This is a genomic window from Marinobacter sp. M3C (assembly GCF_023311895.1).
Classification (GTDB): Bacteria; Pseudomonadota; Gammaproteobacteria; order Pseudomonadales; family Oleiphilaceae; genus Marinobacter.
In genome coordinates, this window is the sequence record NZ_CP092284.1 from 501,565 (window position 1) to 526,544 (window position 24,980).

The following is a 24,980-nucleotide window of genomic DNA, read 5'->3' on the forward strand; positions in this document are numbered from 1 at the left end:
GAGAGCACAAAGCCAAGAGGCTTTATCAGGCGCGGTGGCAGAGTGGTCATGCAGCGGACTGCAACTCCGTTAACGCCGGTTCGATTCCGACCCGCGCCTCCATTTTTTCGTTATTTTTCATCTCGCCAGACAGATCAAATTAACTGTCGAGTGCCCTGACAATATACTGAAAAAATAATCCGCCTTGTTCAGTGCCTAAATTTCATTTCTCACTAACCTATGCACCCGTCCCGATTAGCCTTTTCACGAAGACATTTAATTATAAACCTAGCGCGTTTTGGAAATCTGAGAGATGTCTTGGAATCGCTGGATGTCAGCAGCCCTACCGTGTTTAGTTGACGTAACCGGCATATTGGGAAAGACTCGTCTGAACATGAGCTTACGCTTGTACAGAAAACTCCTTCCAGTTATCTTCTAGCAGCAAACCACCAGTGAGGCGCAACTCATACACGACCACATCACGGGCTCGACGCTCTGCGTCATCAATGACGCGGCCCATCTTCCAAACATTGAAAAGACTGTAGAATTCAACCGAGTGTTGAAGCATTTTCTCTCGCGACTCGATGCGAACGCTTTAAAAGCCAAGAGTCAGTGCCGGCCTATCTCAGCGCTGAACATCCGGGCGTTAAAGGGCTATTCGGATCATCACCAGACACCGCCTTCTGCATACGCAAGCTGTTAGCCAAAACACATACGCTGCTGAGTGACATGGCAATGGCCGCAATGACGGGCTGAACCCAGCCGATAACGGCTAGTGGGATCACTACAGCGTTGTAACCTACTGCCCAGAACAGGTTCTGGTGCATAAGCTTTCGAGCTCGTCGCGCGAACTGCAGAGTGGCAGGCACTTTGGCGATGCTCTCGGTCAGGTAAACGGCCGCTGCTGCACCGGTGGCAGACGCGGCATTACCGACGGCAATGCCAAGCCTGGCGCCCGCCAGAGCGAGGCCATCGTTGAGGCCGTCACCTACGAATACCGCATTAGTTTGCTTCTCGAGAGTCTCGATAAAACGGTGCTTCTGCTCGGGGGAATAGCCGGAAAGAACATGGGCGGGCGAAATTCCAAGGCGTTCGGCCAAATCAAGGCATGCGTTGCGCGTATCGCCGCTGAGCAGGTAAAGGGTATAGCCCTCGCGATTCAGCTGGCGGATAGTCGCCTCAGACTCCGGCCTGAGTGTCTCCTGAAAACCGATTTTACCCGCGTAAAGGCCGTTGCAAGCTAAGTGAACGCTCATTCCGGTATCCTCGGTTATGGGTACCTCGACACCGTGTTTGCGGAGCCAGCTCGCTTGTCCGGCCAGAGCGGTATCCCCGCCATTGACCCAGAGCGTGCCTGCGCCTGCAAAACTCTCTCGTGTGCCTTCGGCGGCTCTTGCAAACGAAGATCCCGCATCCGCCAACAACCCCCGGGCGACAGGGTGCGTCGACTCCCGGAGAATGTCCCGTGCTAGCTGCCGCAGTGTGCCTTCGGTCCATTGGCCCGCCGGCGTGATGTTGTCCACGCTGGGCTCGCCCGTAGTCAGGGTGCCTGTCTTGTCGAAGACAATAGCGCCAACCCCTGCGGCAGCCTCCAGTGCAGCGGGATCGCGCAATATAATGCCGCGGCTTACCATGTTCGCCTGGCCCATGGTGATTACCAGCGGAATGGCGAGGCTAAGGGCACAAGGGCAACTAATAATCATAACGGCCAGGCCACGGGCTGCAGCTTCCGGTGCAGAAACGCCTTGAAAAAGAGCCAAACCCACGGCCAACGCGGCCGCTATTACAATAACCGGCAGCAGGATTCGGGCAATACGGTCAGTCAGCCGCTGCAGGGTTGTTTTACGGCTGAGCAGAGCACTAATCGATCGCGACAAGCGGTCGATACGGCGCTGGCCAATAATGGCAGTTACTGTCAGTTCGAGTTCCCCCTCAACCAACTGGCATCCCGCAAGCAGCTCGCCCCCCGGCCCGATCGGTTGTGGCAGGTGCTCGCCTGTCAACATGGACAGGTCGGCTTGACCATGCCCGTGAATAACATCGCCATCCAATGCAAGCTGCTCGCCGGCCTGGAGAATAATGTGTTCGCCGACCTCGACGTCCTTGGCATGGCGAATTTCGCAGCTGTCGTCAGAGTTTCTCAGGGTGACCTGCTCGGGCACGTCCTGAAGGTAACGGCGAATAATCTCCGAGGCGCGCCGGCGCACGCTGGTATCCAGCAGTCTTGCGATCAGCTGGAAAGTGATCAGCATAACGGCCGCATCGAAGTACACATGGTGGCTGCCGGAAAAAAGCTGCCAGGTGGAGATGATACAGGCCGAAAAAACCGCCAGAAAAATCAAACTGTCGAGACCCGGTGCGCCAGCAATCAGCGTGCGCCAGCCTACGCGATAGAAGTGGGATCCGGAGTAAAGTACAACGGGCACCGCGAACAGACCGCTGGCCAGAGCAAGCGGCCACAAAACCTCCGGCTCTGCCGCTCCGAACGGTGCCAGATAAATCAACAAAGCTGGCATCATGCTCCACATGCCAAAGACAACCGCCACCGCCAGTCGCCTTTGCAGGTGCTTGCGCACGGACTCTGCCTGGAATTTGCTTCGCTCGGGGTCAACCGAACCGTGCAATCGATAGCCCAAACGGGCGACGGCTTGCTGAAGGTTGGCAAGCGGAGGCTTTTCCTTGACCCAGCAAATCATGGCGACGTCGGCTGCAAAATTAACCGCCGCATCACTAACGCCCGGTTGCTTTTTTAACAGGGCTTCGACGGCGATAGCACAACTGCCGCAGCGCATCCCTTCAATCATCAGGATTTCCTGGTGCTCGGGTTTTTGGTGCTCTTGGTCCCGGTGCAGAGGTTCCTGTGCTGTGTTTGCGTTATTGGCGGGCATCTCAGAGTTTCCCGAAAACCTTCGTTAGCTCTTCTGCTGACCATTCCTTACGGTCACCGAAACGATCTCTATGTTCGGTGACCGCGCCCGGGCTGATCGCGCTCGCGTTATTGCCCCATTGGCTGCGCGCATAACTCAATACAGCCGCCAATTCCGCATCGGAAAGTTGGCCGCCAAACTTGGGCATAACACCCTGAAACTGATTGCCTGCAACTTCAATTTTCCCCTGCAGACCATCGTGGACGATAGCGACAGGGACGGCCGCGTCGGCCAAAATCCACTCGCTTCCAGCCAAGGGTGGAAAGGCGCCCGGTATACCCAGTCCAGTTGCCTGATGACAGGCGCTGCACTGGGCGCTGAAAATAGCAGCGCCGTTCGGTTTTGCGCTTGCGACGCTGCTGTTAGAGACCGAACCTTCTGAGTTAGCAGTGTTTGAAATTGCTTGATCCGACGTACCTGACGAACCCGCATTCGAAGTATCTGATTTATCCGTGTTCGGCGCAGTCGGGTTTACCCGGACTTCAGCGCTGCCAGCGTTTGCAACATCATTAGATTCAATAACGCTATCAGCGCTTGAACCATCTGCCGGCCTCACTTCTTGATGGTCAGCTATAACGGGTGTGCGGCTGTCACCACCCATCAATGGCTTGCCAATCTGCCAGGCGTAGTAGCCAACGCCCCAGACAATCAGAATGGCAATCCAGACGAATACAATTTTTGGAGCGGCGCGAGTGCCCTCTTCCGGTTCGGCTGCTTCCCGGTTTTGGGCGCGATGATCATGCTGGTTCATAGCGCTCGTTACTCCCTGGAGTTATCGATTTTCGGCAACGTAGGTGCCGGATAAGTATGGTCAAGGGCAAGCAGATACTCGGCGAGTGCCAGCGCATCGTCGGTAGCAACAATCTGTCCGGACTCAGGGCCAAAAGACGCCTGTAGGTAAACGACTTTGTCACCCGCCTCAGCCTCGTCTACATGACGAAACAAGAAGGGATACGCCGGCATTATGCTGTCTTTATAGACCGCCCTCGGGTTGTAAAGGTGCAGCAGTTGCCAGTCTATGCTGGGCAGCCGTGCGCCGACATTGAACAGATCAGGTCCGGTGCGCATGGTGCCAAGCAGGTGGGGCTGATCGTAAGCGTAGTCCCCGGGTACGGAAGGGCGCCCCCAGCCCCGATCTCTGTCTCCGGGAGCAAAACCCGGATCCCGCGGTTGCTGGCTATGGCAGTAAATACAGCCGTTCGCAATGTACAACTGCCGACCGCGCTGCTGCGTTTCGGTATAAGGCTTGAGATCAGGCGGAATCTGTTCTGCCGACATTTGCAGATACGGCATAACCACCAGCGTAAGCATGGCCAACAATAAAATAAGGGCCGCACCGACCATAATTGCAAGAGCACCTTTCATTGCGTGATCTCCTTAATAGCAGGACGAAAGAGAGTTGGTTGCTGATTGCCAATTCCACGACGCGTCAGCATCGCAACGAAATGGAACGCAAACACCAGGTGCCCAAGCGTCATCAGAGCGCCACCTACCGTGCGGGCCTGAAGTGCCGGCATTGTCATTCGAACAATGTCCATGAACGGCATTGCCGCATCGAGCAAAGCCACACCCTGCTTCCAGCCGGCAATGGTCAGCGACACCACATAAATTACGATGCCAACGCTCACCAGCCAGAAATGCAGACTGATCAGCCTGCGCCATGGCCACTCCCAGTTGGTCAGGCGGGGCATGATGAAATAAATCGCACCAAACAGAATGAAGCTCAGAAAGGCATACATACCCAGGTGCGCGTGGGCAATGGTGTAGTGGGTAAAGTGAGTGATTACGTTAACGCTGCGCAGTGCTTCCATAGATCCCTGAAGCGACGCCACCGTGTACATGAGAGCGCCAATCCACACAAATCGAAGTGTCGGCGAATCTTTAAGACGCCCAAAGTTGCCCATCATCGTCCCGTGGTGGTTGATGGCGACGGTAATAACCGGTATCGACATCATCACGCTGTGGACGATTGACAGAGTCACCAGCCAGGTCGGTATGGGGCCGCCAATTATGTGGTGAATACCCACCTGGCTGTAGAACAACGCCAAAGACCAGAAACCAATCAAAGATAACTGATAAGAGATAATCGGCTTGCCGAGAATTTTTGGAATCATGTAATAGGCTATGCCGATGCCGATGGGCGTTACCCAAAGCCCGAGAACGTTATGGGCGAACCACCAGTTGACCGTGGCGCCGGATGCGCCGGGAAAAGTAAAAGGCAAGTTGGCGATCAGAAACAGAATCGGAAACCACACCAGCGCCGCCATCAGATACCAGCTGCTCACGTACAGGTGTTCGACCTGGCGGTTGGCAGCGGTTAACAGCAAGGGTATAGCGCACAGAGCACCCCCAACCACAAATAGAATGTCGATCTGCCATGGAAACTCCAGCCACTCCTTGCCATCGGAAAGGCCGATGATGATGGCCGTCAAGCCAAGAATCAGACCAATGTTCCAGATAACAGCACCAAAAACGGCGTACTTTCCACCTGCCAACGACGTTTTGAACAACCTGGGAATCAGGAATAACGCTACCCCAATGCCGGCCATAGACGCCCAACCGTATGTAACTGCGTTTAGGTGCGCAGGGCGTATCCGGCCGAAGGTTAAAAACTCACTGGCCGCCAGAAATTCGGGGAGATGCATTTTGATGGACGACACCAGGCCGAAAAACGAGCCTAACACCAACCAGAAAATGGACGAACTCAGCCACGTCAGCACGGCCGTTCGGGAAGATTGATCGGCAATCCAGCGTGCTTTGATCGCGGCGGCCTGAGCTGTGTTTTCGCCGGTGAACAACGGGTCGGCGGGGCGCGCAGGGTCCTCACTGTGGCCTTCCTCGCCCGGCGAGAAAATGCTACGTGCGGCCTCCTGGCCATGGCTGAACTGATTGTTGGCGATAGACCAGATCAGCAACAGCAAACCAACCGTTGAGAGCACGAAGGTAATGATCAGCAGAATGGCAATGGTAGGCGTCATAAACCGTCCTATTTGATTTATGTTAGATAAATTTTAGTGGATAAATACAGACACGTGTACAAATAATTGCAGCCTCAAAAGTGGCGTATTAACACGTTCTAGAGAGGCAACAAACACTCATCGCACGATAACGCCACCGAGGTGGTTGAGCTATGGCACTACTTGTTCCAGATCAAGCCTGGACCGCTGGAGAGGCAGTATGAAACTTTGAGCGCTAATTGATTTATCTTTAAGAAGACAATTTGGCCATCTGTTAGTCTGAAAAAACGATTTTCTTTCGAGGATTTGCAATGGTCAACAAGCCCCGCGAACCAGACTGGAACCCCCGTGCAGGTGGGGTTTTAAAAGACCAGATACGCGCCTACGACACCATGCGTACTCAGTGCCCGGTCGCGTGGAGTGACTATCAGCACTGGACATTATTCAGGCATAGCGATGTTATGCGGGCGCTGGAAGATCACCAAACGTTTAGCAGTGCGTCGTCCAGCCATCTTTCTGTGCCGAATGGCATGGACCCGCCCGAGCACACCCATTATCGCCAGGTGATCGAACCCTATTTTTCAGAACAGGCGATGAGCGAGTTTGAGCCCATCTGTCGGAACATAGCTCGTAATCTTGTAAACAGCCTGCCTAGTGGTGAAGCGTTTGATATTGTCGAACGGTTCAGCAGAGCCTTTGCGTTACAAATACAGTGCGCTTTTATGGGATGGCCCGACTCCCTCCATGAACCACTTCGTGAGTGGGTCTTGAAGAACCATCAGGCCACGCTCGCCCGAGACCGCAAGGCCATGGCTGATGTTGCCCAAGAATTTGACGGCTATATTCATGACCTACTGAAAACCCGGCGGCAAGCCGGAGCGAACGCCCCAAGGGACGTCACCACGTTACTGATGGAAGAAACCGTTAACGGTCGGCCCTTAACCGATGAAGAGCTCACCAGCTTGATGCGAAACTGGACGGTTGGTGAACTCGGCACCATCAGCTCAAGCGTATCGATTCTGCTGAATTATTTGGCTGAACATCCTGACTTAAAAGAAAGCCTGACCAACGATATCAACAAGGTACAGGATGCGATCGATGAAATACTGCGTATCGACGCACCTTTAATATCCAATCGCCGGATAACAACACGGGGAATAAAAATGGGTACCAGAAAGATTCTCTCCGGCGAAAAAGTCACCGTTCTGTGGGCATCCGCCAATCGTGACGAAGGCGTATTTGGCGATCCGGATGTTTTTTGTCCCGAGAAAAACCGCGACCAAAATCTGCTCTATGGTGCAGGCATTCATGTTTGCCCTGGCGCGCCTCTGGCCAGGATGGAACTCAAAATTCTGATGGAGGAATTTCTTCGCGGTATCGATACCCTGGAATTCGCACTCCATGAGACGCCTGAACGTGCAGCTTTCCCGACCGGCGGGTTCAGTTATTTACCGGTAAGTATTGGGAAGCGATAAGGGGCAGGACCCCTGCCCGTTTCTCAAAGGCTATGTTGGCGATGTATCAAGCAGAAGTACCTCAGTACGGCACTCTGTTTGAACTCGTGGAATGCACTATCGCTACTTTGCCTGGTTTAAATCCGTCGAATATCAATCTTCAGGCTGGTAGCTTCGCTCTGGCGCCGGAAACCCGAAGTCACGGCCGTCTGTCACCACAACATTCTTGTCCCAGGGCAAAACATATCGTTGATTGACCAAATCGTGCATGAAAGTATAGGGACAGTCAGTTGCCCCACCCTTCACCGCCACGTACCCGCGGTGCCCAAGCTGGTAAATATTGTTTTCTACCCCCCAGTGAATTCGGGCCTCGTCCACCAGGTCGGGACGGACTTCGGCGGTGATGATCTCATCAGCCAACCCGTTGCCCTCCACCATGGGAACGCCATCAAAGTTCACTATCATGCCTTCGCCCATAGAATTGAAGGTACCATCGGTGCCCGCCAGACAGACGTTGGCGGTGACCATTAGGTTGCAAAAAGCTTTGGCCTGATTGGTAATTTTCCAAGAGTGACGGATAGGTGCGGTGTAGCCGGCGGTGCGAAGCATGATATTGGCACCCTTTCAACCTTATTCCGGCACTCTCGGTACTGGACAACCTCTTGCTGGCGTATCCGAAGGCACCCTTTTGGACTTTCCGCCGTCTGTTTGAAACCTCGACTGCAAGCTCCGGCGAGATTCTCAGCTACCTAAGCGAACTGGCACCCGGCCTCGACCCGGAAGCCCTCGTTAGTGATCTGTCAGTGGGCCAGCGTCACTATAAAATAATTCCTCCCATCACCGCGCACAGAAACCTTCGGCAATTACACAACTCACGGAAAAAGACTGGCGAGTATTCCACTCCAAAGTTTCGCTTTATCCACTGCATTATCGGCTTTTCAAAATGAGTGCTGAGCGGCTCCAATACTCTGCACTCACTCTATACGATTCTTCCTTCAACAATATCGATGATGGGCCGGGCCGCCTCATTGAATTAATTTTGAGTAATCGCTCAAATTAATATTGAACGATCACTCAAGTTCAGTTACAGTTATTCCTGTTGAACCTACTCCGAAAAGTTAACGCCTAAATTTGATCGATCACTCAATTTAAGCGGTAACCTCTAACTCGATGTAAGTCACATCACTTTTATCTTTACGGCAAGGAGTCATTCCATGACAAACTTTACTCTTCACAACAAAGAAAGCGCCCCACAAGAAAGCCAGAGTTTGCTCGACAACTCTATTAAAGCTTTCGGTATGGTTCCAGGCCTCCACGCTGTTATGTCCGAAGCGCCGGGACTGCTTGAAGGCTATCAACGGCTTCATCAGCTCTTTCTTGATAGCAGCTTCAACGACGAAGAAACCACCGTTGTGTGGCAAACCATCAACGTCGAGCATGCTTGCCATTACTGCGTGCCCGCTCACACCGGCATCGCCAAAAGCATGAACGTTGATGACTCCATCACTGAAGCTCTGCGAAACGAAACACCGTTACCGACAGACCGGCTGGAAACCCTGCGCGACTTCACCCTCGCCGTTGTGCGCGGCCGCGGCAACGTGGATGACAGCGCCGTGGCAGCATTTCTGGAGGCTGGTTTCACCAAGCGCCAGATTCTTGAGGTCGTTCTTGGCACCGCACAGAAGGTGATGAGCAACTACACAAATCACCTTGCCGACACGCCGATAGACAAGCCCTTCCAGAAGTTTGAGTGGCACAAGGCTGACTAACATGCCGAGCAAGTCGGAGGCGGTTCTCATTAGCCGCTCTGACTTGTCGCTGCTGTATTGAACGCATTATCTATTTTTGAAAGAGGGCCAGGATCATGTCGAACAGCCATCAATATGAACCACCACAGGTTTGGACCTGGGACGCCGAAAGCGGCGGAACATGGGCCAGCATTAATCGCCCCATAGCCGGCGCTACACATGAGGCGACGCTGCCGCGTGGAAAGCACCCTTTGCAGATCTATTCGATGGGAACACCCAACGGCCAGAAAGTCACCATTATGGCCGAAGAGCTGTTGGCCATCGGTGAAACCGGTGCCGAATACGATGCTCACCTGATCCAGATTGGCGAAGGCGACCAGTTTTCATCCGGCTTTGTTGACGTAAATCCAAACTCGAAAATCCCGGCTCTGTTTGATACGGAGAGCGGCAGCCGAGTTTTTGAAAGCGGTGCGATCCTTTTCTACCTGGCTGAGACGTTCGGGCACTTTCTTCCAAAGGACACGGCTGCACGCACCGAAGTACTGAACTGGCTGTTCTGGCTGCAAGGTTCAGCGCCCTATCTGGGCGGCGGATTCGGGCACTTTTACGCTTATGCACCCGAGAAGTTAGAATACCCAATCAATCGCTTCACGATGGAAGTGAAACGCCAACTGGACGTGCTTGACCGAGAGCTAGCCGAGCATCGTTTTCTCGGCGGAGACGAGTATTCCATTGCCGACATAGCCACTTGGCCATGGTATGGCAACCTGGTGCTGGGAGAAGCCTACGGTGCGGGTGAATTCCTGCAGGTCGAAAGCTACAAGAACCTGCGCCGCTGGGCACAAGAGATCTTTGAACGCCCCGCTGTCAAACGTGGCCGCAAAGTGAACCGGACTTGGGGTGAGCCTTCAGAGCAACTGCACGAGCGGCATGATGCCTCGGATTTTGATTTGAAAACCCAGGACAAAGTGGCATCTTCAACAGCTGACTGAAGAGTCTATTTTGCAGACAGCCTGTTCCCTGCCATAAGGCAACAAGAACAGGCAAGTATGCGAAAAATATTATCGTTTACCTATAACATCGTCCTTACGCAGTGCTTCCAGGGACAGTGCCATATCTTCAGCAAGAGCATGAACGGTCGCACTGTCGACGTCGCGCTGAGCAAAAGCGCGCAGCCCCATGACCTCGGCCTGCAACCGCCGGCCGAGGCGAACAGGATCAAGCCGGCTATCCAGTTCACCGATCTGCTGTGCCGCATCGAAACGGTCAATAAAGCGTTCTTCCATACTTGCCAGCAGATCTTCTGCCTTACGCCAGGCGGCGTGCTCTCGTTCGCCCAGCTCCAACAGGCTCTTGACCAGCATACACGCTCGACTTGGCAATTCCCGATCGCGAAGGCCACCTAACCCGCGCAAATAGGCAGCCAACCCAGCCAGTGGTGATGGGTAAGCGCTCAAAGTGCGCTCAAACTCGGCCAGTCCCAAGCGAGCATAGCGCTCAAGAGACTCCTGAAAAAGCCCATCCTTGCTGCCGAAGGTGGCGTAGATACTACCCGGCCGCATGTCGAGCGCTTTCTCCAGATCCTTCAACGAGGTGGCATGAAAGCCCTTTTGCCAGAACAGCTGAAGAGCCCGTTCTAGAGAATCTTGCCGGTTGTGAATCATCGCGCGAGCCATGGTTAATTCCAGATTTTTGAGGCCGATATAGGGCACAAGGAAACATTTTGAGTAATTGCTCAATTTTATATTGAACAACCACTCAAGTACAGCTACAAGCCATTAAATTCGCAATAGTACCGTGCTTTGGTTAGTGGGGTTTGCGTAATGGATGCGTTGGTTAAACACTTTTGCGAAACATTCGTGTACCACTGAGTTTGATGCGATCTCCGATGCCGTTTTGAGTTTTTAAACGAGCATTTGCATGTTGGTATAGTTTTGTCGATTTCCGGTATCGTTTTTATGAGGCTTAGCTCGTCATAGGCACAATGGAACTGGCTCGCGCCACTGGGCTATTGGCAGTCGTGGCCCCCAGTTCACAACATCAAGCGCTGGCAAGGGAGTTTTTGGGTTTCATGTTAAGCGCCGCCCTGCACAACTGTCCGGCGGCCAACGTCAGCGGGTAGCCTTGCTACGGGCTCTGCTGCGCGGCCAACCTCTGTTACTGCTAGACGAACCACTGACCGGGCTAGATTCAGACGCCCGTCATATTTTGCACGGCCTGCTGCTGGACCAAAAACGCGACGGCGTGGCGATGATACTGGCCAGCCAAGATGTGGAAGACCGCCAGGTACTGGCGGATAAGGTCTGGAGTCTTTAAGCTGATATCAATTAATGATGATCCTGGGAGTTTGGCAACAACGTGACCCGTGCTGACATGTCGGATTACTCACAACCTGGCCCGAGCGCCGCTGGCGAACTGCTGATCGACGGCGACCAAATAAGCGCCTGCGGCGACTGGACCCTGCCCTACTACCACGCCCTCTACTCATCCGTTACCGCAGCTGGCCAAGACTCTGACCGCTATCAAACACTGAACCTGCAAACGTTGGGGCGTATAGACACCGCCGGTGCGTCACTGCTGGCCGAACTCATTGGGCCTCATAATCTGGAGCAATGGCTGGCGGACAACCCGCAAGCGGTTAGTCGCGAAACCGCCGCGCTTTTGAGTGTGGTCGCAGCCGCCATGGCCGATCACCAGCCACCCCCAGCCCCGCCCGGCTTTACGTTGTTTGGTATGGTGCGCGATATCGGCGCTTGGGTAGATCAGTTGTACCAGGTCGTTGTTACCCTTATCGGCTTTATCGGCCAGATTATTGCGGCCCTGGCGTGGACAACACTGCACCCACGGCGCTGGCGCATGACGGCTTTTGTGGCTGCGATTCAAGACACCGGGCTGAATGCGGTACCCATTGTGGCCCTGCTCACCTTTCTGGTGGGTGCCGTTGTCGCTTTCCTCGGGGCCACCGTACTGGCAGATTTTGGCGCCACCATTTACACCGTTAACCTGGTGGCTTTTTCGTTCCTGCGGGAGTTTGGCGTTTTATTGGCGGCTATCCTGTTGGCTGGCCGCACAGCCAGTTCCTTCACCGCCCAGATTGGCGCCATGAAAGTGAATGAGGAGGTGGACGCGCTGCGCACGCTGGGCCTCAGCCCCATCGAACTGCTGGTGTTGCCGCGGGTGCTTGCAATGATGGTGAGCCTCCCGCTACTGACATTTGTGGGGATGATATCCGGCATGGTGGGTGGCGCCCTGGTGTGCGCAGTGACGCTGGACATTCCTGCGACACAATTCATATCGATTGTGTCGCAGGATGTCGCGTTGAAGCACTTTTTAGTGGGTTTATCCAAGGCACCCATATTCGCTTTTCTAATTGCAGCTGTGGCATGTCTTGAAGGTTTCAAAGTCAGCGGCAGCGCCCAATCGGTAGGCGTACACACCACATCCAGCGTAGTACAGTCGATTTTTATGGTTATTTTGTTCGACTCCATCGCGGCGCTGTTTTTTATGGAGATGGGCTGGTAAATGACACAAACAACGGACGAAAAAAACAGATCCCAAACTCCGATTATCCAGGTGCGAAACCTGGAAAACCGCTTTGGAAATCACATTGTTCACCAACAGCTTGATTTGGACCTGTTTCGCGGTGAAATTCTGGGAGTGGTTGGCGGATCTGGTACCGGCAAGTCGGTTTTGATGCGCAGCATCGTTGGTTTAGTCAAGCCGTCAGGCGGCGACATTCGAGTATTTGGCAAGGATTTGCTCGCACTGTCCTCTCGCCAACGCTCGCTCACTGAACAGCGCTTTGGCGTGCTGTTTCAAAAAGGCGCGCTGTTTACCTCGCTCAATCTTCAGGAAAACATTGCCCTGCCGCTAATCGAGCATCGCAAACTGCCGCGATCCGAAGCAGAGCATCTTGCACGCATGAAACTGGCACTGACCGGTTTATCGGTAAAAGCGGCTACCCAATATCCGTCGGAGTTATCTGGCGGCATGATCAAGCGCGCTGCGCTGGCAAGAGCCTTGGCTCTGGATCCAGAAATCCTGTTTCTGGACGAGCCCACCGCCGGGCTAGACCCAATCGGCGCAGGCGCCTTCGACCAACTGATTGTCACCCTGCGTGATGCACTGGGTTTAACCGTGTTTCTGGTGACCCATGACCTGGATACGCTCTACACCAGTTGTGACCGAGTGGCGGTACTGTCGCAGAAAAAAGTTCTGGTGGCCGACCGTTTGCAGAAGGTTGTCGAAAATCCCGACCCGTGGATTCAGGAGTATTTTCTTGGGCCACGGGGCCGGGCCGCCAGCTACGCGGTTCAAAACAACCAGGCATCACAAGCACCCCATTCCCAGCAGGAGTTATCATAATGGAACCCAGGGCCCATCACTTCCTAATTGGAATGTTTACGATTATTACGGCGGCTGCCGCCCTGGTGTTCGCGTTGTGGCTTGGCAAAACCAGTAATGAGCGGGAATGGGCCTGGTATGAAGTGGCGTTTGATTACACCGTAGGTGGCCTTTCTGAAGGCAATCCGGTTCTTTACAACGGCGTCGATGTGGGCGACGTGGTGTCTTTGCGTTTGGTGCGGGAAAATCCTGGGGAAGTGCGAGTGCTGGTACGCGTCGATGAAACCATTCCGATGCATGAAGACACCCGGGCCAGCTTGGCGCTGGCGAACATCACCGGCAGTATGAGCATCGAGTTCAGCGGCGGCAGCCAGAACAGCCCGTTGTTAATCGGTAGCCGTGAGAACCCCCCGATTATTGACGCCCAGCGCTCAGCGCTCAGCGGCCTGCTGGACAACAGCCAGATGCTAATGAACAAAGCCGACCAACTGCTTCGTAACGCCAATCAGTTATTTTCTACTGACAATATCGATCAGGTGTCTGCCATTCTGAGCAATACCCGTGAGGCCAGCGAAACTCTGGTGCGCAAGAGCGCCGCTCTGGACGAGCTGTTTACAAATCTGAATCAGGCCAGCGCGAATGCCAGTCAGGCCGCCGCCCAAATAGCCGAAGTGTCCGGCACCGCCGATGCGCTGTTGCGTAACGAGGGTCGCTCGGCGCTGCGCTCGATGGACCGCGCCCTGGGTAATTTTGACGCCGTTATGCACAGGCTGGACACCCTTACCTCCGACAACGCCGGCGCACTGGATGCAGGGCTGCAGGGCATGGGCGAGCTGGCACCGGCACTGCGGGAATTGCGTAACACACTTAGTAACCTGAATCGCTTTACCCGCCGGCTGGATGAAAACCCGGCAGGGACACTCTGGGGCGTCGACACTATCAAGGAATTGCCACAATGATTCGCTACTCAATGAGTTTTGTACCGGCTACCTTATGCGTACTGGTGATGACCGGCTGCACCATTTTTCCGGTTCCCGAGACGCCACGGGTAATGGATTTCGCGCCCGCGCCTTTAACCCTCGGCCGCGCTGGTGACCAGCAGCCTTATAGTCTTCGTGTAGATACACCTGTTGCATCCGAGCCCATCAACAGCACTCGTATTCTGGCAAAACCCGAGGCTACAGAATTTCGGATATACGGTGGCGTGCGTTGGCGCGACACAGCGCCCGTTATCATGCGCGATGCGATGACTGCGGCATTGCGCAGAAGTCAGGGTTTTGAGCGGGTCATTACTGACGTTAGCCCGGCCGAAGCCGATCTGACCATGGTCACCGAATTGCTGGCTTTTCAAAGCCAACCCGGCGCTAACCACAGCGATGTGGTCATCCGCCTATACAGCGAAGTCATGGAAAATCGCAGTCGCAGAACGGCGTGCTCGCAGGTCTTTGATATTAAAACCAGCGCCGCGAGTAATCGTTTGGACGATGTCATTATTGCATTTGATGGCGCCGGCCAACGCCTGATGAAAGAGCTTGCGCTTTGGGCGAGCGCCTGTGAGGGGCTATCGGCCGACTGAAAAGGGGAAACGAATGGCCTTGAACGCTTATTTGCGCGGAAACAGGTCCGGCCAGGCCGCCTTCAAATATAACCCCATAGACCACAATGTCAGCCCGGCGGCGACATACAGCAACCCGATTGCAATGTCGGATTGAACCACACCAGGCGGGAAAGCCAGCAGTCCGATAATCGCGGCCATCTGAGCAACGGTCTTAATTTTACCAATGTAAGACACCGCTACGCTGGCGCGGCTGCCGATTTCTGCCATCCATTCCCGCAGTGCAGAAATTACAATCTCGCGGCTAATAATAATGATTGCAGGTAACGTCAGAATTAACGCCGCATGCTCTTCAATAAGCACCGCCAGAGCCACAGCTACCATAAGTTTATCAGCGACCGGATCCAGAAAGGCGCCGAAGGGCGTGCTTTGATTCAGTTTGCGCGCCAGATAACCATCTAGCCAATCCGTTACGGCGGCCAGTGAAAAAATAGCTGCGCTGACCAGGTAGCTCCATTGCACCGGCATGTAAAAGATAAAAACAAACACCGGAATCATCACGATGCGCGATAGAGTGAGAATATTCGGTATGTTCATTCGGTGCCTATTCGTCGTGCAATGCTGCGTAAATGGTTTCAGCCAGAGCTTTGCTGATGCCCGGAATTTTAATCATTTCTTCAATGCCGGCTTTGCGCAGCTCTTGGATGCCACCAAAGTAACGTATCAGATCCCGCCGGCGCTTTGGACCTACACCTTCGATTCCCTCAAGGGTAGACTGGCGGCGCTTTTTATCACGGCGTGCGCGATGGCCGGTAATTGCGAAACGGTGTGATTCATCGCGAATGTGCTGAATCAAGTGCAGCCCGGGTGAATCTGCTGGCACCCGAAACACCCGTCCGGTAACCGCATCGATCAACTGCTCCATGCCCGCCCGTCGGGCGGCGCCTTTTGCAACGCCAATCAGTGGAATGTCTGTAATTTCCAACGATTCAAAGACTTCACGGGCAATATTAAGCTGACCTATGCCGCCGTCAATAAACACCAATGAGGGCCGTTTGCCTTCTCCGGCTACCAATCGCTTGTAGCGACGGGTCAGAACCTGGCGCATAGCGGCGTAGTCATCGCCGCCGGTGATACCCTCAATATTGTAGAGCCGGTAATCGCTTTTCAATGGGCCGTTTTCGTCGAATACCACGCAAGACGCCACTGTATTTTCGCCATGACTGTGGCTGACATCAAAACATTCCATGCGCGCCGGCGTTTCTGCCAGGTCCAATAGGTCTTTTAGCGCCAATAAGCGGCGGTATGCAGTTTCCTTGCTGGCCAGGTGCGTCAGCAGCGTCTGGCGGGCGTTGGTTTGCGCCAGCTCTAACCAACGCCTACGCTCGCCGCGCACATTACCACGAATGCGGGTGTCTCGCTTGGCTGCCTCTGACAAAGCTTCTGCTAACAGCGCCATGCCCTCGGGTTCAGAGCTCACCAAAATATCCTGGGGAATCTCGCGACGGGTGTTTTCGGCAAAATAGTACTGGCCCAAAAACGCTCCCAGCAATTCGCCGTCAGACTGCTCAATGATAAATCTCGGAAAGTAGTCTTTGGTACCCAGCACTCTGCCACCGCGCACAATAATGACCACCACACATACGATGCCCGCGTCTTGGGTTATGGCGATCACATCGGCATCGCCGCCTTCACCATCAACCGACTGCTGCTCCTGAACATGTCGCAGGTGGTTCATCTGATCGCGGTAAGCGGCGGCCTTTTCAAAATTCAGTTCTGCCGCGGCCGTTTCCATAGCCTGCATCAGATCCTCAATTACTACCGGGTTCTTGCCCTCAAGAAACATCGCTGCTCGGCGTATATCCTGCTGGTAGTCCTCTGGCGAGATATAGCCCACACAGGGCGCGGTGCATCGATTGATCTGATATTGCAGGCAAGGTCGGTTTCGGTTCCTAAAATAGCTTTCATTACAGGATCTTATGCGGAATACTTTTTGTAACACATTAAGGCTTTCTTTAACCGCGCCCGAGCTGGGAAAAGGCCCAAACCAGGTTCCGCCACCTTTTTTCGTACGGCCCCGGCGAAAGGTCAGTGAGGGATAATCCTGGTGCGCGGATACATATATGTAGGGGTAAGATTTATCATCCCGCAGCAATATGTTGTAAGGCGGCCGCAACGACTTGATCAGATTCTGCTCCAGCAGCAAAGCTTCGGTTTCGCTGCCGGTTATGGTGACTTCAATGGAACAGATTTTTGCCACCAAAGCCTGGGTTTTTGGCGCCAGGCCGCTGTTACGGAAGTAGCTGCTAACCCGGTTTTTCAGATTGCGCGCTTTACCCACATACAGCACCGAGCCGGCGGCGTCGAACATCCGGTAAACGCCTGGCCTTTCGGTAAGTTGCTTGAGGAAGTGCCGGCTATCAAAAGGCGCCGCCGAAGGGGCGGCCACATCAGACGATACTGGCATCGTGAAACCCGAGGCGTACAACCATGAGGGCCAGCTCAACATCACTGGAAATACCAAGTTTTTCAAACACGCGGTAACGGTAGGTATTGACGGTTTTCGGGCTCAGGCAAAGTGCGTCGGATATGTCCTGAACCTTTCTGCAATTCACCACCATCAACGCTATTTCACGTTCCCGCTCGGAAAGACGTTTGAACAACGTCAGTTCCGGGTGATCTTCATTGCTCTGCCCCAACGCCATTTGCTGCGCAATTTCCGGGCTGATGTAGCGCTGTCCGGCGTGGGCTTTGCGCACAGCACGAATGATCTCGCGGATATCGGCGCACTTGGTAATATAGCCGGACGCACCGGCCTCCATAACCCGAACCGGATACGGGTTATCTGCACAACCGGTTACCACGACTACCCGAACGGCGTCATTCAATCGCAGAATTTTGCGGGTTGCTTCAAGACCACCAATACCTGGCATGCGGATGTCCATCAATACCACATCGGGTGGGTTACGGCGCACCTGTTCAATGGCATCTTCACCATTTTTAGCCTCGCCGATTACCTCGATGTCCGGGTTGTCAGACAGCATGCGTGAAATCCCTGATCGAACCAGGTCATGGTCGTCTACCAGTAACACTCTGATCAATATGCACCTCACACACAGCTGTTAACATTCAAGCCGCAATTGTAACGTTTAACGCCGAATCACGATAGGCAACCGACCGTGACGAAACGCTGTCAATGATGGGCCTGCGGCCTGTCCAAACTGGCGGTATTGGTGACTGGATCAAACCACACAACCAGCTCCCCCTTGTCGACCGCAGCCTTGACCCTACTGGTTTCCCCCAGAGGATTTTCCTGATCGTTCAGGCCGTGATAGCGGGTGCAGTATTCTTCAACAAGACCCTGTATCTGGTCGTCGGCCAGCAAATCGGCAGGTACAACAAATAGTTCTTCTCGCGGGTCCTGTTCAGATACGGTAGAACGCGACTCGTTCATTATTTAAAACCTCAGTCAGTGATTCATAAATATCGAAGGTCTAATTGGCGTACGCTCGTAAAAACCATATATTGTTTTAATCGTCATTTGATTAGTTGCATGTATACTATGGCAAAGAATAAAAGGATGAATTCACGGTATTCACTTTTTGCGTAAAGTTATTATACGGTAATACAAAGTGTGTTTCTTTATTGATTCCAACCACAAAGGAGTTTTAATATGTCTAACGATATATTCGAAAAAGCGAGCCGCCTGAACGAAACCTTGCTGGAGCAATTAGGCAAAGCCGCCGAGATGCAAATGAATGCATTTCAACGCTATTCCGAAATGGCACTGAGCCAGGCAAAAAAAGCCTCTGAGGTTCGTGATCTGGACGGCCTGAAGAGTCTGGCTTCTGAGCAAAGCGAGACGCTGAAAGCGTTGAACGAGCAATTTACTGCCGACATGAAAGCATGGCAGGATTATTCCAGCGAAGCGCGCGAAAAAGTGCAAAAATCCATAGCCAGTGCGGATGAGTCTGCCACACAAAAAGGCAAAGCGGGCACGCAAAAAAGTTAATTGCGCCTAGTTTAAAAACTAAGATTTTTGCGGTCGGTCAGGCTCTAATGCTTGACCGGCTGTTCTTGTTTCGTTTGAGGAATTCTGCATGCTGGGAATGGAGAAATTAAGTAAAACCAAAAAATTAGTGGCGGGTGTCGTCGACACTAATGTGCGTCGTGGTCAAGAGCGACTGGCAAAAATGCTGGGCGATAAAGGCTTGGTCAGCCCAACCACCTTGTCAATGATGGGAGAAATGTCGGATATTTATAAGGCCATGGCCGCCGATGTTGCCAAGAATCCGTTGCGCACGATTTCGGCAGAAAGCGACTTGCTGCGCAAATATCTGGCGCTTGGTTCCTATACGTTTAGCCGCGCAATGGGTAAAGATCAGGACGCAGTGGCTAGCCCGGAATCAGACGACCGCCGTTTTCAAGCTGAGGACTGGTCCAAGCACTTGCCCTTTGATTTGCTGTTACAAGCTTATCTGATCAACTCCCAAGCATTTCAAGATTGGCTAGAGGGCATGGACAACCTGCCCAAAGACACCCGCGACCAAATGCTTTTTTACGCGCGCCAGGTCACCAGTGCGCTGTCCCCTGCTAACTTCCTGGTCACTAACCCGGAAGCCCTGCGCATTACCTGGGAAAGCAAAGGCAAAAACCTGGTAACGGGTGGCAAGCAATTCATTGACGACTACCGCCAGAACCCGAAGCTGTTCAACGTCGGTATGACCGACCGTTCTGCGTTTGAGGTCGGTGGCAACCTGGCCACGACGCCAGGCAAAGTTGTATTTCAGAACGAACTGATTCAGCTGATTCAGTACACCGCGACAACAGAAACCGTAGCAAAGCGCCCGATGTTAATCGTGCCGCCCTGGATCAACAAGTTTTACATTCTGGACTTGACCGCTCGCAACTCGTTTATTCAGTGGTTGGTTAATCAGGGTCAAACCGTATTTGTTGTTTCCTGGCTAAACCCGGGGCCCAGCCAGAGAGACCTGGTGTGGGACGACTACATGCAGAAAGGCGTGGTAGCGGCGATGGACAACGTTACCAAAGCGACCGGCGAAGCGAAAATGAACCTTATTGGCTACTGCGTTGGTGGCACCCTGGTGGCATCAACCCTTTCTTGGTTGAAGAAAAAAGGCCGCAAACCAACCGTCAGCGTTACCTACTTTACCACGCTGCTGGACTTCACTGATCCAGGCGGCATCAGCATTTACATCAACGATCGTTCGCTTGCGGGCATCGAGAAGATGATGAACAAGAAGGGCTTCCTGGATGGCCGCGCGATGGCCTTCACCTTCAATCTGCTGCGGGAAAACGAGTTGTTCTGGTCTTTCTGGACCAAAAACTACCTGAAAGGCGAAAAACCAGCGGCCTTTGACCTGCTGTACTGGAACACCGATGGCACTAACCTGCCCGCGGCTCTGCACGGACCTTATCTGCGTGAAATGTATCTGAACAACCGACTGGTGCAACCGGATTCGCTGACATTCTGTGGCGAGACCAATAATCTGCAGGATATTGACGTGCCGTCTATGTTCATAGCCGCACGCCAGGATCACATTGCCAAGTGGAAATCCTGCTACGCCGGCGCTCAGGCTCACGGCGGAAAAGTGAAGTTCTTGCTGGGCGGCTCCGGCCACATTGCCGGCATTATTAACCCACCGTACAAAGAAAAGTACGGTTTTTGGACCAATAATGTGGATACATTGCCAGAAAATCCGGACGACTGGCTGGCAGAAGCCGAGCAGCACCCTGGTTCATGGTGGCCGCACTGGGTTGAGTGGCTGGCGCAGTATCAAGGCGACCAGGTTCCTGCCCGCGTCCCAGGCGACGGTAAGCTGAAGGCGTTGGAAGATGCCCCTGGCAGCTACGTGAAAGTCCGCGCAGCGGATGCGGCGAAAAGCTGATCGTAGAGTATGAAGTGATCCACCCGAAAACCGCGGCGAAGCTTATGCTTCGTCGCGGTTTTTTGGTTCTTCAATCTGGGCTTTAAATTGACTATCATGGCCGCCTCTAAAATAGTTTGGATGCTAATGACTCCCTCTGCGTTTCGACTCACCCTGCCAATCCTATTCGGCTATTTGCCGCTGGGCATGGCGTTTGGCGTGCTGTTTGCCACACAGCTTGATTACCCATGGTGGATAGCCCCGCTAATGGGCGTGCTGGTTTACGCCGGTGCAGGGCAAATACTGGCTGTCAGTTTGCTGGCCGCCCATGCCGGATTGCTGGAGGTATTTATTGCAATGTTTGTGCTCAACGCCCGGCATTTGTTTTATGGCTTGTCTTTGTTAGGGCAATTTCGCGGCGCTGGCTGGCGCAAGCTGTATTTGATATTCGGCCTGACCGATGAAACTTACTCGCTTCTCACCAGCCGCCAGCGCACCGAAACCCGTGAGCAGGAGTTGCATACGGATTTTCGCATTACCCTACTGAACCAGTTGTACTGGGTAGTTGGCTGTGCAGCCGGTGGGTTTTTGGGGCACAGCGTTGCCTTCAACAGCACCGGCATTGAATTTGCGCTGATCGCGCTGTTCATTGTGCTAACTATTGAGCAGTACAAAGCCCTGGGTGAAACCTTCCCGCTCTGGCTGGGTGCTCTGGCCGCCGGGGTGGCTATGGCCGTCCTACCAGCACCGCACCAACTCATCGGAGCTATTGTGATTGTTTCACTGGTATTGTTACTGCAATACCGCCGCCACAGAGACACTCTGGCCCGCAATCGCAGCGGGGAGGCAACTCATGGCTGAGAACCTGTTTCAAAACTACTATCTGTCCAGTTTTATAGCAGTAACGGTGCTAGCAACGTTCGCCACCCGCATCATTCCGTTTGTATTTTTCGAGCGCCATACCGAACACCCCCTCATCAAACACCTGGGGCGCTATTTACCCGCCGCTGTTATGGCGTTGCTGGCTATCATATTTTTACAACGTTCGGCGACATGGTCGGTACCGGTTGTTGGTCTGGACGCACTAATCCCCGGCGTTCTGGTGGCGTTGGTTCACCTTTGGCGCCGCAATGCCCTGCTGTCTATCGCTGCGGGTACCCTTCCGTATATGGCCATTCAACAGGCCGGTCTGTTCTGAGTCATAGCGTTCTGAGTCATAGCGTTCTGAATGACCGGGCCGGAATCATTGGAAAACACCTCTATGGAATTGCTGGATAACTTTGCCCGAACCCTGGAAACCACACTGCCGGTATTCATCATGGTCTTTATTGGCATGGGGCTGCGCCGCGTTAATTGGATAGATGATGCGTTCGTCAATACCGCTTCGGCCCTGGTGTTCAAAGCAACATTGCCAACGCTGATTTTTCTGAGCATTACCCGTGCGGATCTGAGCATCGCTCTGAATCCCGGTTTGCTTGTGTTCTTTTTGATGGCGACCGTTGGCACCTTTGGCCTGGCCTGGGTGTGGGCGCACTTCCGCGTGCGTCGGGAAAACCGAGGTGTTTACGTGCAGGGGGCATTCCGCGGCAACTGTGGCGTCGTGGGGCTGGCTCTAGCGGCCAATCTGTACGGCGATTATGGTTTGTCTGCCGGTGGCATTCTGCTGGGCCTGGTGATTATTTCCTACAACGTCTTGTCTGTGGTGGTACTGCTGGCCTATCAGCAAGGCCAAAGCGCCAGCCCAGGAAAAATCTTCCATAGTATTTTGCGCAATCCGCTGATTATTTCAGTGGTTATTTCCATTCCAGTCGCCGCGCTGAATCTGGAACTGCCCGCCTGGGTAATGACATCGGGGGATTACTTTGCCTCGCTTACCTTGCCGCTGGCGCTTATGTGCATTGGCGCGACCGTATCACTGAGCTCCATTCGCATCGACAGCCGCACGGCGATGGGCGCCAGCCTGATGAAAATGGTAACGCTTCCGGCGCTGGCCACAACAGCGGCGTGGCTCTGGGGCTTTCGCGGCGCGGAACTGGGCTTAATGTTCCTGTTTTTTGCCAGCCCGACGGCAGCCGCCAGTTTTGTGATGGTTAAAGCGTTAGGGGGGAACGACCGCCTGGCCGCAAACATTATCGGATTGACCACTTTGTTTGCCAGTGTAACCGTTACAGTAGGGGTATTTGTTTTGCGCAGTTCCGGCATTATTTAGCGTGGGCGGGTGTACCTTGCGCGCTTTCCCTGTTTAGATAAAGCCAACGCAACCGGACCGATTGGCTATGGACCGACTGGTTATGGATAGAATGGCTATGAATAGACTGGTTATGGATTCCCCACTTCTGGACAACCACCTAGCCTGGCAACTTATACTGCAGGCTCGGGATTGTGCCAACGTTATTTTGCCTGTCCCAAACAGCACCGTGCCCGCGCTTGCCTTGTCTGAAGCCGGCGGGAACTGGCGCTTGTTGCGGCCTGCCAACGAACAGGCACAGCGGCTGTTTGACTTGTTTTTACCGCTGGCAAGCCCATTGGCAGCGGGGCAGACCACATCGGTTATCGGACAATTAGGCCAAAGCCTGGACGGCCGCATTGCCACGGTGAGTGGCCATTCAAGATTCATCAATGGTGACGATGGCATTACCCACTTACATCGCATAAGGGCGTTATCAGACGCGGTTGTGGTGGGTGCAGGAACGGCCGTGGCCGACAACCCCCAGCTTACGGTCAGACGCACCTCTGGTGACAATCCGATTCGGGTGGTTATCGACCGCCGCCGCCGGGTGCCCGCCAGTCATCACTTGTTTACCGACAACGCAGCCCCAACGCTTCGGCTGATCGCCGGCGATTACCAACCCGGCCCGAAACCCAAGCTGCAACGGGGTGTTTTAGAAGTTCCTTGCCTGGGTCACAACCAACAACCCGTTTGCCCCGCGCAGATACTGGCAGTGCTGGCAGATTTTGGTTTGCACAAAATATTCATAGAAGGTGGGGGAGTGACTGTATCGGCATTTCTGAACGCGCAATTGCTGGACCGATTGCACGTGATGGTGGCGCCAATAATCATCGGTAGCGGTCGGCCAGCGTTTACACTGCCCGAAATTGATCAACTCGACGATGCGTTGCGGCCCCAGGCAACCATGGTCAATTTGGGTTCCGATATGCTGTTTGCCCTGGAATTCAACTCAAATCGCGGCCGCCTTTAAGCAGCACCAGGGCGCCGGGGCAACTGCCGATAAACACCAGCGCACCGTAGCCAACACTGAGCGCCACGCCCTGCTCGGCCGGCAGCCCCGCCAGTGGCCACAACAAAGCCGCGGCGCCCTCGCGGATTCCCCAACCGGCCACGGTCAATGGTACGACCATACTCAGTAATAACACTGTGCACAGAGCCAGAATGACAGCCGCTGCAGCGGCACTGTTGACGTAATCCGCAGCCACCGCCAGCAATAAAAAAACCGCAAGATAACTGGCCATAACCAACAGCGAGGATATCAGCTGCAGCGGCAAAGCTGGCCAGCTGAACAACGCCTGGTGCACGTCGTCACGGAAGGCCAAAAGGTAAGATTTGAATCGGGCGTTGTACCGTCGTAGTAACAGCAAACCGCACGCTATTGCCAGCAGCAAAATAATGGGCAGCCAGCCAATTGCAGCAGAAGAGCCCACCAGCGACGGTTTGAACACATTTGCCTGCCAAAGCACGACCAGGCCCAGGCCAACCATCAGCGCCAAAACCAGTTGCCCAGACAACCGTTCAATCGCCACCGCGTGGGCCGCTTTTTGTCGTTTGCCGGCTTTGGCGCCGTGGCGCAGCGCACGGCTCACATCCCCCAGAATGCCGCCGGGTAAAACCTGGTTTATAAACGTGGCCAGGTAATATTCCTGCACGGCATCACCTAAGCCGATGCTCAAGCCAAGGCGTTTGCCGGTGTAACGCCAGCGCCAGGAAGAAATGACGACCTGAACCACGCTCAGTAAAACGGCCGGTAGTACCACCCAGAGCGGAATTCGTTGCAACTCCCGCCAAAGGGCCGTGGTATCCACCAACAGAAAAAGTGTGCCAAGCAAAATTGCACTCGTCAGCCATCGCCAGGCAGCGCTGCCCCGCCCACCCTTTTTTGCCGTAGCAGACAT

At 53.9% G+C, this 24,980-nt stretch carries 24 protein-coding genes, 1 tRNA gene and 1 pseudogene; 15 read left to right on the forward strand and 11 right to left on the reverse strand.

The window, feature by feature from the left end; genetic code table 11:
* The first annotated feature begins 28 nt into the window (after positions 1–28).
* Positions 29–102 (forward strand) — tRNA-Cys (locus tag MIH18_RS02195).
* Positions 103–599: 497 nt separating this feature from the next.
* On the opposite strand, the gene MIH18_RS02200 is transcribed toward MIH18_RS02195, so the two are convergent.
* The 4 genes from MIH18_RS02200 to MIH18_RS02215 are packed head-to-tail and all read right to left on the reverse strand — an operon-like array spanning position 600 to position 5,884.
* On the reverse strand, positions 600–2,867 hold the full coding sequence (locus MIH18_RS02200; RefSeq protein WP_249013783.1) for a cation-translocating P-type ATPase: 2,268 nt from the start codon (positions 2,865–2,867) through the stop codon (positions 600–602).
* Between the two features lies 1 nt (position 2,868).
* Positions 2,869–3,657, reverse strand: a complete 789-nt coding sequence (locus MIH18_RS02205; RefSeq protein ID WP_249008716.1) for a cytochrome c — start codon at positions 3,655–3,657, stop codon at positions 2,869–2,871.
* A gap of 8 nt (positions 3,658–3,665) precedes the next feature.
* Positions 3,666–4,271 carry a cbb3-type cytochrome c oxidase subunit II gene (locus tag MIH18_RS02210; protein WP_249008715.1) on the reverse strand — a complete coding sequence of 202 codons (606 nt, stop codon included), beginning with the start codon at positions 4,269–4,271 and terminating at the stop codon, positions 3,666–3,668.
* Entirely contained in the window at positions 4,268–5,884 is a 1,617-nt protein-coding gene (locus MIH18_RS02215) for a cbb3-type cytochrome c oxidase subunit I (RefSeq protein ID WP_249008714.1), read from the reverse strand. Before MIH18_RS02215 ends, MIH18_RS02210 begins: the two co-directional genes overlap by 4 nt.
* 290 nt (positions 5,885–6,174) lie before the next feature.
* Here MIH18_RS02215 and MIH18_RS02220 point away from each other — a divergent pair, with 290 nt between their 5' ends.
* A complete protein-coding gene (locus MIH18_RS02220; RefSeq protein WP_249008713.1) occupies positions 6,175–7,338 on the forward strand; it encodes a cytochrome P450 in 1,164 nt (387 codons plus the stop codon).
* A gap of 132 nt (positions 7,339–7,470) precedes the next feature.
* Here the strand turns inward: MIH18_RS02220 and MIH18_RS02225 are convergent.
* Positions 7,471–7,941 (reverse strand): annotated as a pseudogene (locus MIH18_RS02225) (nitrilase-related carbon-nitrogen hydrolase); the annotation flags it as partial.
* A gap of 590 nt (positions 7,942–8,531) precedes the next feature.
* On the opposite strand from MIH18_RS02225, the gene MIH18_RS02230 reads away from it, so the two are divergent.
* Both MIH18_RS02230 and yghU read left to right on the forward strand, forming a co-directional pair.
* Positions 8,532–9,086, forward strand: coding sequence for a carboxymuconolactone decarboxylase family protein (locus MIH18_RS02230; RefSeq protein ID WP_249008712.1), 555 nt, complete (start codon positions 8,532–8,534; stop codon positions 9,084–9,086).
* 95 nt (positions 9,087–9,181) lie between these two features.
* A complete protein-coding gene (gene yghU, locus MIH18_RS02235; RefSeq protein ID WP_249008711.1) occupies positions 9,182–10,057 on the forward strand; it encodes a glutathione-dependent disulfide-bond oxidoreductase in 876 nt (291 codons plus the stop codon).
* A gap of 69 nt (positions 10,058–10,126) precedes the next feature.
* Here the strand turns inward: yghU and MIH18_RS02240 are convergent, their stop codons facing one another.
* Positions 10,127–10,741 (reverse strand): TetR/AcrR family transcriptional regulator, encoded by a 615-nt coding sequence (locus tag MIH18_RS02240; protein WP_249008710.1) that lies wholly within the window; start codon positions 10,739–10,741, stop codon positions 10,127–10,129.
* Between the two features lie 334 nt (positions 10,742–11,075).
* Here MIH18_RS02240 and MIH18_RS23890 point away from each other — a divergent pair, with 334 nt between their 5' ends.
* The 5 genes from MIH18_RS23890 to MIH18_RS02265 are packed head-to-tail and all read left to right on the forward strand — an operon-like array spanning position 11,076 to position 14,985.
* The gene (locus MIH18_RS23890) at positions 11,076–11,381 is read left to right on the forward strand and encodes an ATP-binding cassette domain-containing protein (protein WP_283164883.1); all 306 of its coding nucleotides are present in this window, start codon (positions 11,076–11,078) and stop codon (positions 11,379–11,381) included.
* Between the two features lie 57 nt (positions 11,382–11,438).
* Entirely contained in the window at positions 11,439–12,587 is a 1,149-nt protein-coding gene (locus MIH18_RS02250) for an ABC transporter permease (protein ID WP_249008979.1), read from the forward strand.
* Positions 12,588–13,430 carry an ATP-binding cassette domain-containing protein gene (locus MIH18_RS02255; RefSeq protein ID WP_249013784.1) on the forward strand — a complete coding sequence of 281 codons (843 nt, stop codon included), beginning with the start codon at positions 12,588–12,590 and terminating at the stop codon, positions 13,428–13,430.
* Complete coding sequence (locus tag MIH18_RS02260; RefSeq protein WP_249008708.1) at positions 13,430–14,368, forward strand: MlaD family protein; 939 nt, start codon at positions 13,430–13,432, stop codon at positions 14,366–14,368. Before MIH18_RS02255 ends, MIH18_RS02260 begins: the two co-directional genes overlap by 1 nt.
* Positions 14,365–14,985 (forward strand): ABC-type transport auxiliary lipoprotein family protein, encoded by a 621-nt coding sequence (locus MIH18_RS02265; RefSeq protein WP_249008707.1) that lies wholly within the window; start codon positions 14,365–14,367, stop codon positions 14,983–14,985. Before MIH18_RS02260 ends, MIH18_RS02265 begins: the two co-directional genes overlap by 4 nt.
* Positions 14,986–15,012: 27 nt before the next feature.
* Here MIH18_RS02265 and pgsA read toward each other — a convergent pair whose 3' ends face one another.
* From pgsA to MIH18_RS02285, 4 genes are all read right to left on the reverse strand, one after another.
* Positions 15,013–15,561, reverse strand: a complete 549-nt coding sequence (gene pgsA / locus MIH18_RS02270; RefSeq protein ID WP_249008706.1) for a CDP-diacylglycerol--glycerol-3-phosphate 3-phosphatidyltransferase — start codon at positions 15,559–15,561, stop codon at positions 15,013–15,015.
* A 7-nt stretch (positions 15,562–15,568) separates the two neighbouring features.
* Positions 15,569–17,431: an excinuclease ABC subunit UvrC gene (uvrC, locus tag MIH18_RS02275; protein ID WP_249013785.1), complete on the reverse strand. Its 1,863-nt coding sequence runs from the start codon at positions 17,429–17,431 to the stop codon at positions 15,569–15,571.
* Positions 17,415–18,065 (reverse strand): UvrY/SirA/GacA family response regulator transcription factor, encoded by a 651-nt coding sequence (gene uvrY, locus MIH18_RS02280; RefSeq protein ID WP_249008704.1) that lies wholly within the window; start codon positions 18,063–18,065, stop codon positions 17,415–17,417. Before uvrY ends, uvrC begins: the two co-directional genes overlap by 17 nt.
* Before the next feature lie 92 nt (positions 18,066–18,157).
* Entirely contained in the window at positions 18,158–18,418 is a 261-nt protein-coding gene (locus MIH18_RS02285) for a hypothetical protein (protein ID WP_249008703.1), read from the reverse strand.
* 219 nt (positions 18,419–18,637) lie between these two features.
* Here MIH18_RS02285 and MIH18_RS02290 point away from each other — a divergent pair, with 219 nt between their 5' ends.
* From MIH18_RS02290 to MIH18_RS02315, 6 genes are all read left to right on the forward strand, one after another.
* On the forward strand, positions 18,638–18,976 hold the full coding sequence (locus MIH18_RS02290; RefSeq protein WP_249008702.1) for a phasin family protein: 339 nt from the start codon (positions 18,638–18,640) through the stop codon (positions 18,974–18,976).
* 88 nt (positions 18,977–19,064) lie between these two features.
* Entirely contained in the window at positions 19,065–20,873 is a 1,809-nt protein-coding gene (phaC, locus tag MIH18_RS02295) for a class I poly(R)-hydroxyalkanoic acid synthase (RefSeq protein ID WP_249013786.1), read from the forward strand.
* A gap of 126 nt (positions 20,874–20,999) precedes the next feature.
* Complete coding sequence (locus MIH18_RS02300) at positions 21,000–21,713, forward strand: AzlC family ABC transporter permease (RefSeq protein WP_249008700.1); 714 nt, start codon at positions 21,000–21,002, stop codon at positions 21,711–21,713.
* On the forward strand, positions 21,706–22,050 hold the full coding sequence (locus MIH18_RS02305; protein WP_249008699.1) for an AzlD domain-containing protein: 345 nt from the start codon (positions 21,706–21,708) through the stop codon (positions 22,048–22,050). Before MIH18_RS02300 ends, MIH18_RS02305 begins: the two co-directional genes overlap by 8 nt.
* A 63-nt stretch (positions 22,051–22,113) precedes the next feature.
* Positions 22,114–23,061, forward strand: coding sequence for an AEC family transporter (locus tag MIH18_RS02310; RefSeq protein ID WP_249014588.1), 948 nt, complete (start codon positions 22,114–22,116; stop codon positions 23,059–23,061).
* A gap of 97 nt (positions 23,062–23,158) precedes the next feature.
* The gene (locus tag MIH18_RS02315) at positions 23,159–24,052 is read left to right on the forward strand and encodes a RibD family protein (protein WP_249013787.1); all 894 of its coding nucleotides are present in this window, start codon (positions 23,159–23,161) and stop codon (positions 24,050–24,052) included.
* Here MIH18_RS02315 and MIH18_RS02320 read toward each other — a convergent pair.
* Positions 24,027–24,980 (reverse strand): lysylphosphatidylglycerol synthase transmembrane domain-containing protein, encoded by a 954-nt coding sequence (locus MIH18_RS02320; protein WP_249013788.1) that lies wholly within the window; start codon positions 24,978–24,980, stop codon positions 24,027–24,029. The genes MIH18_RS02315 and MIH18_RS02320 overlap by 26 nt on opposite strands.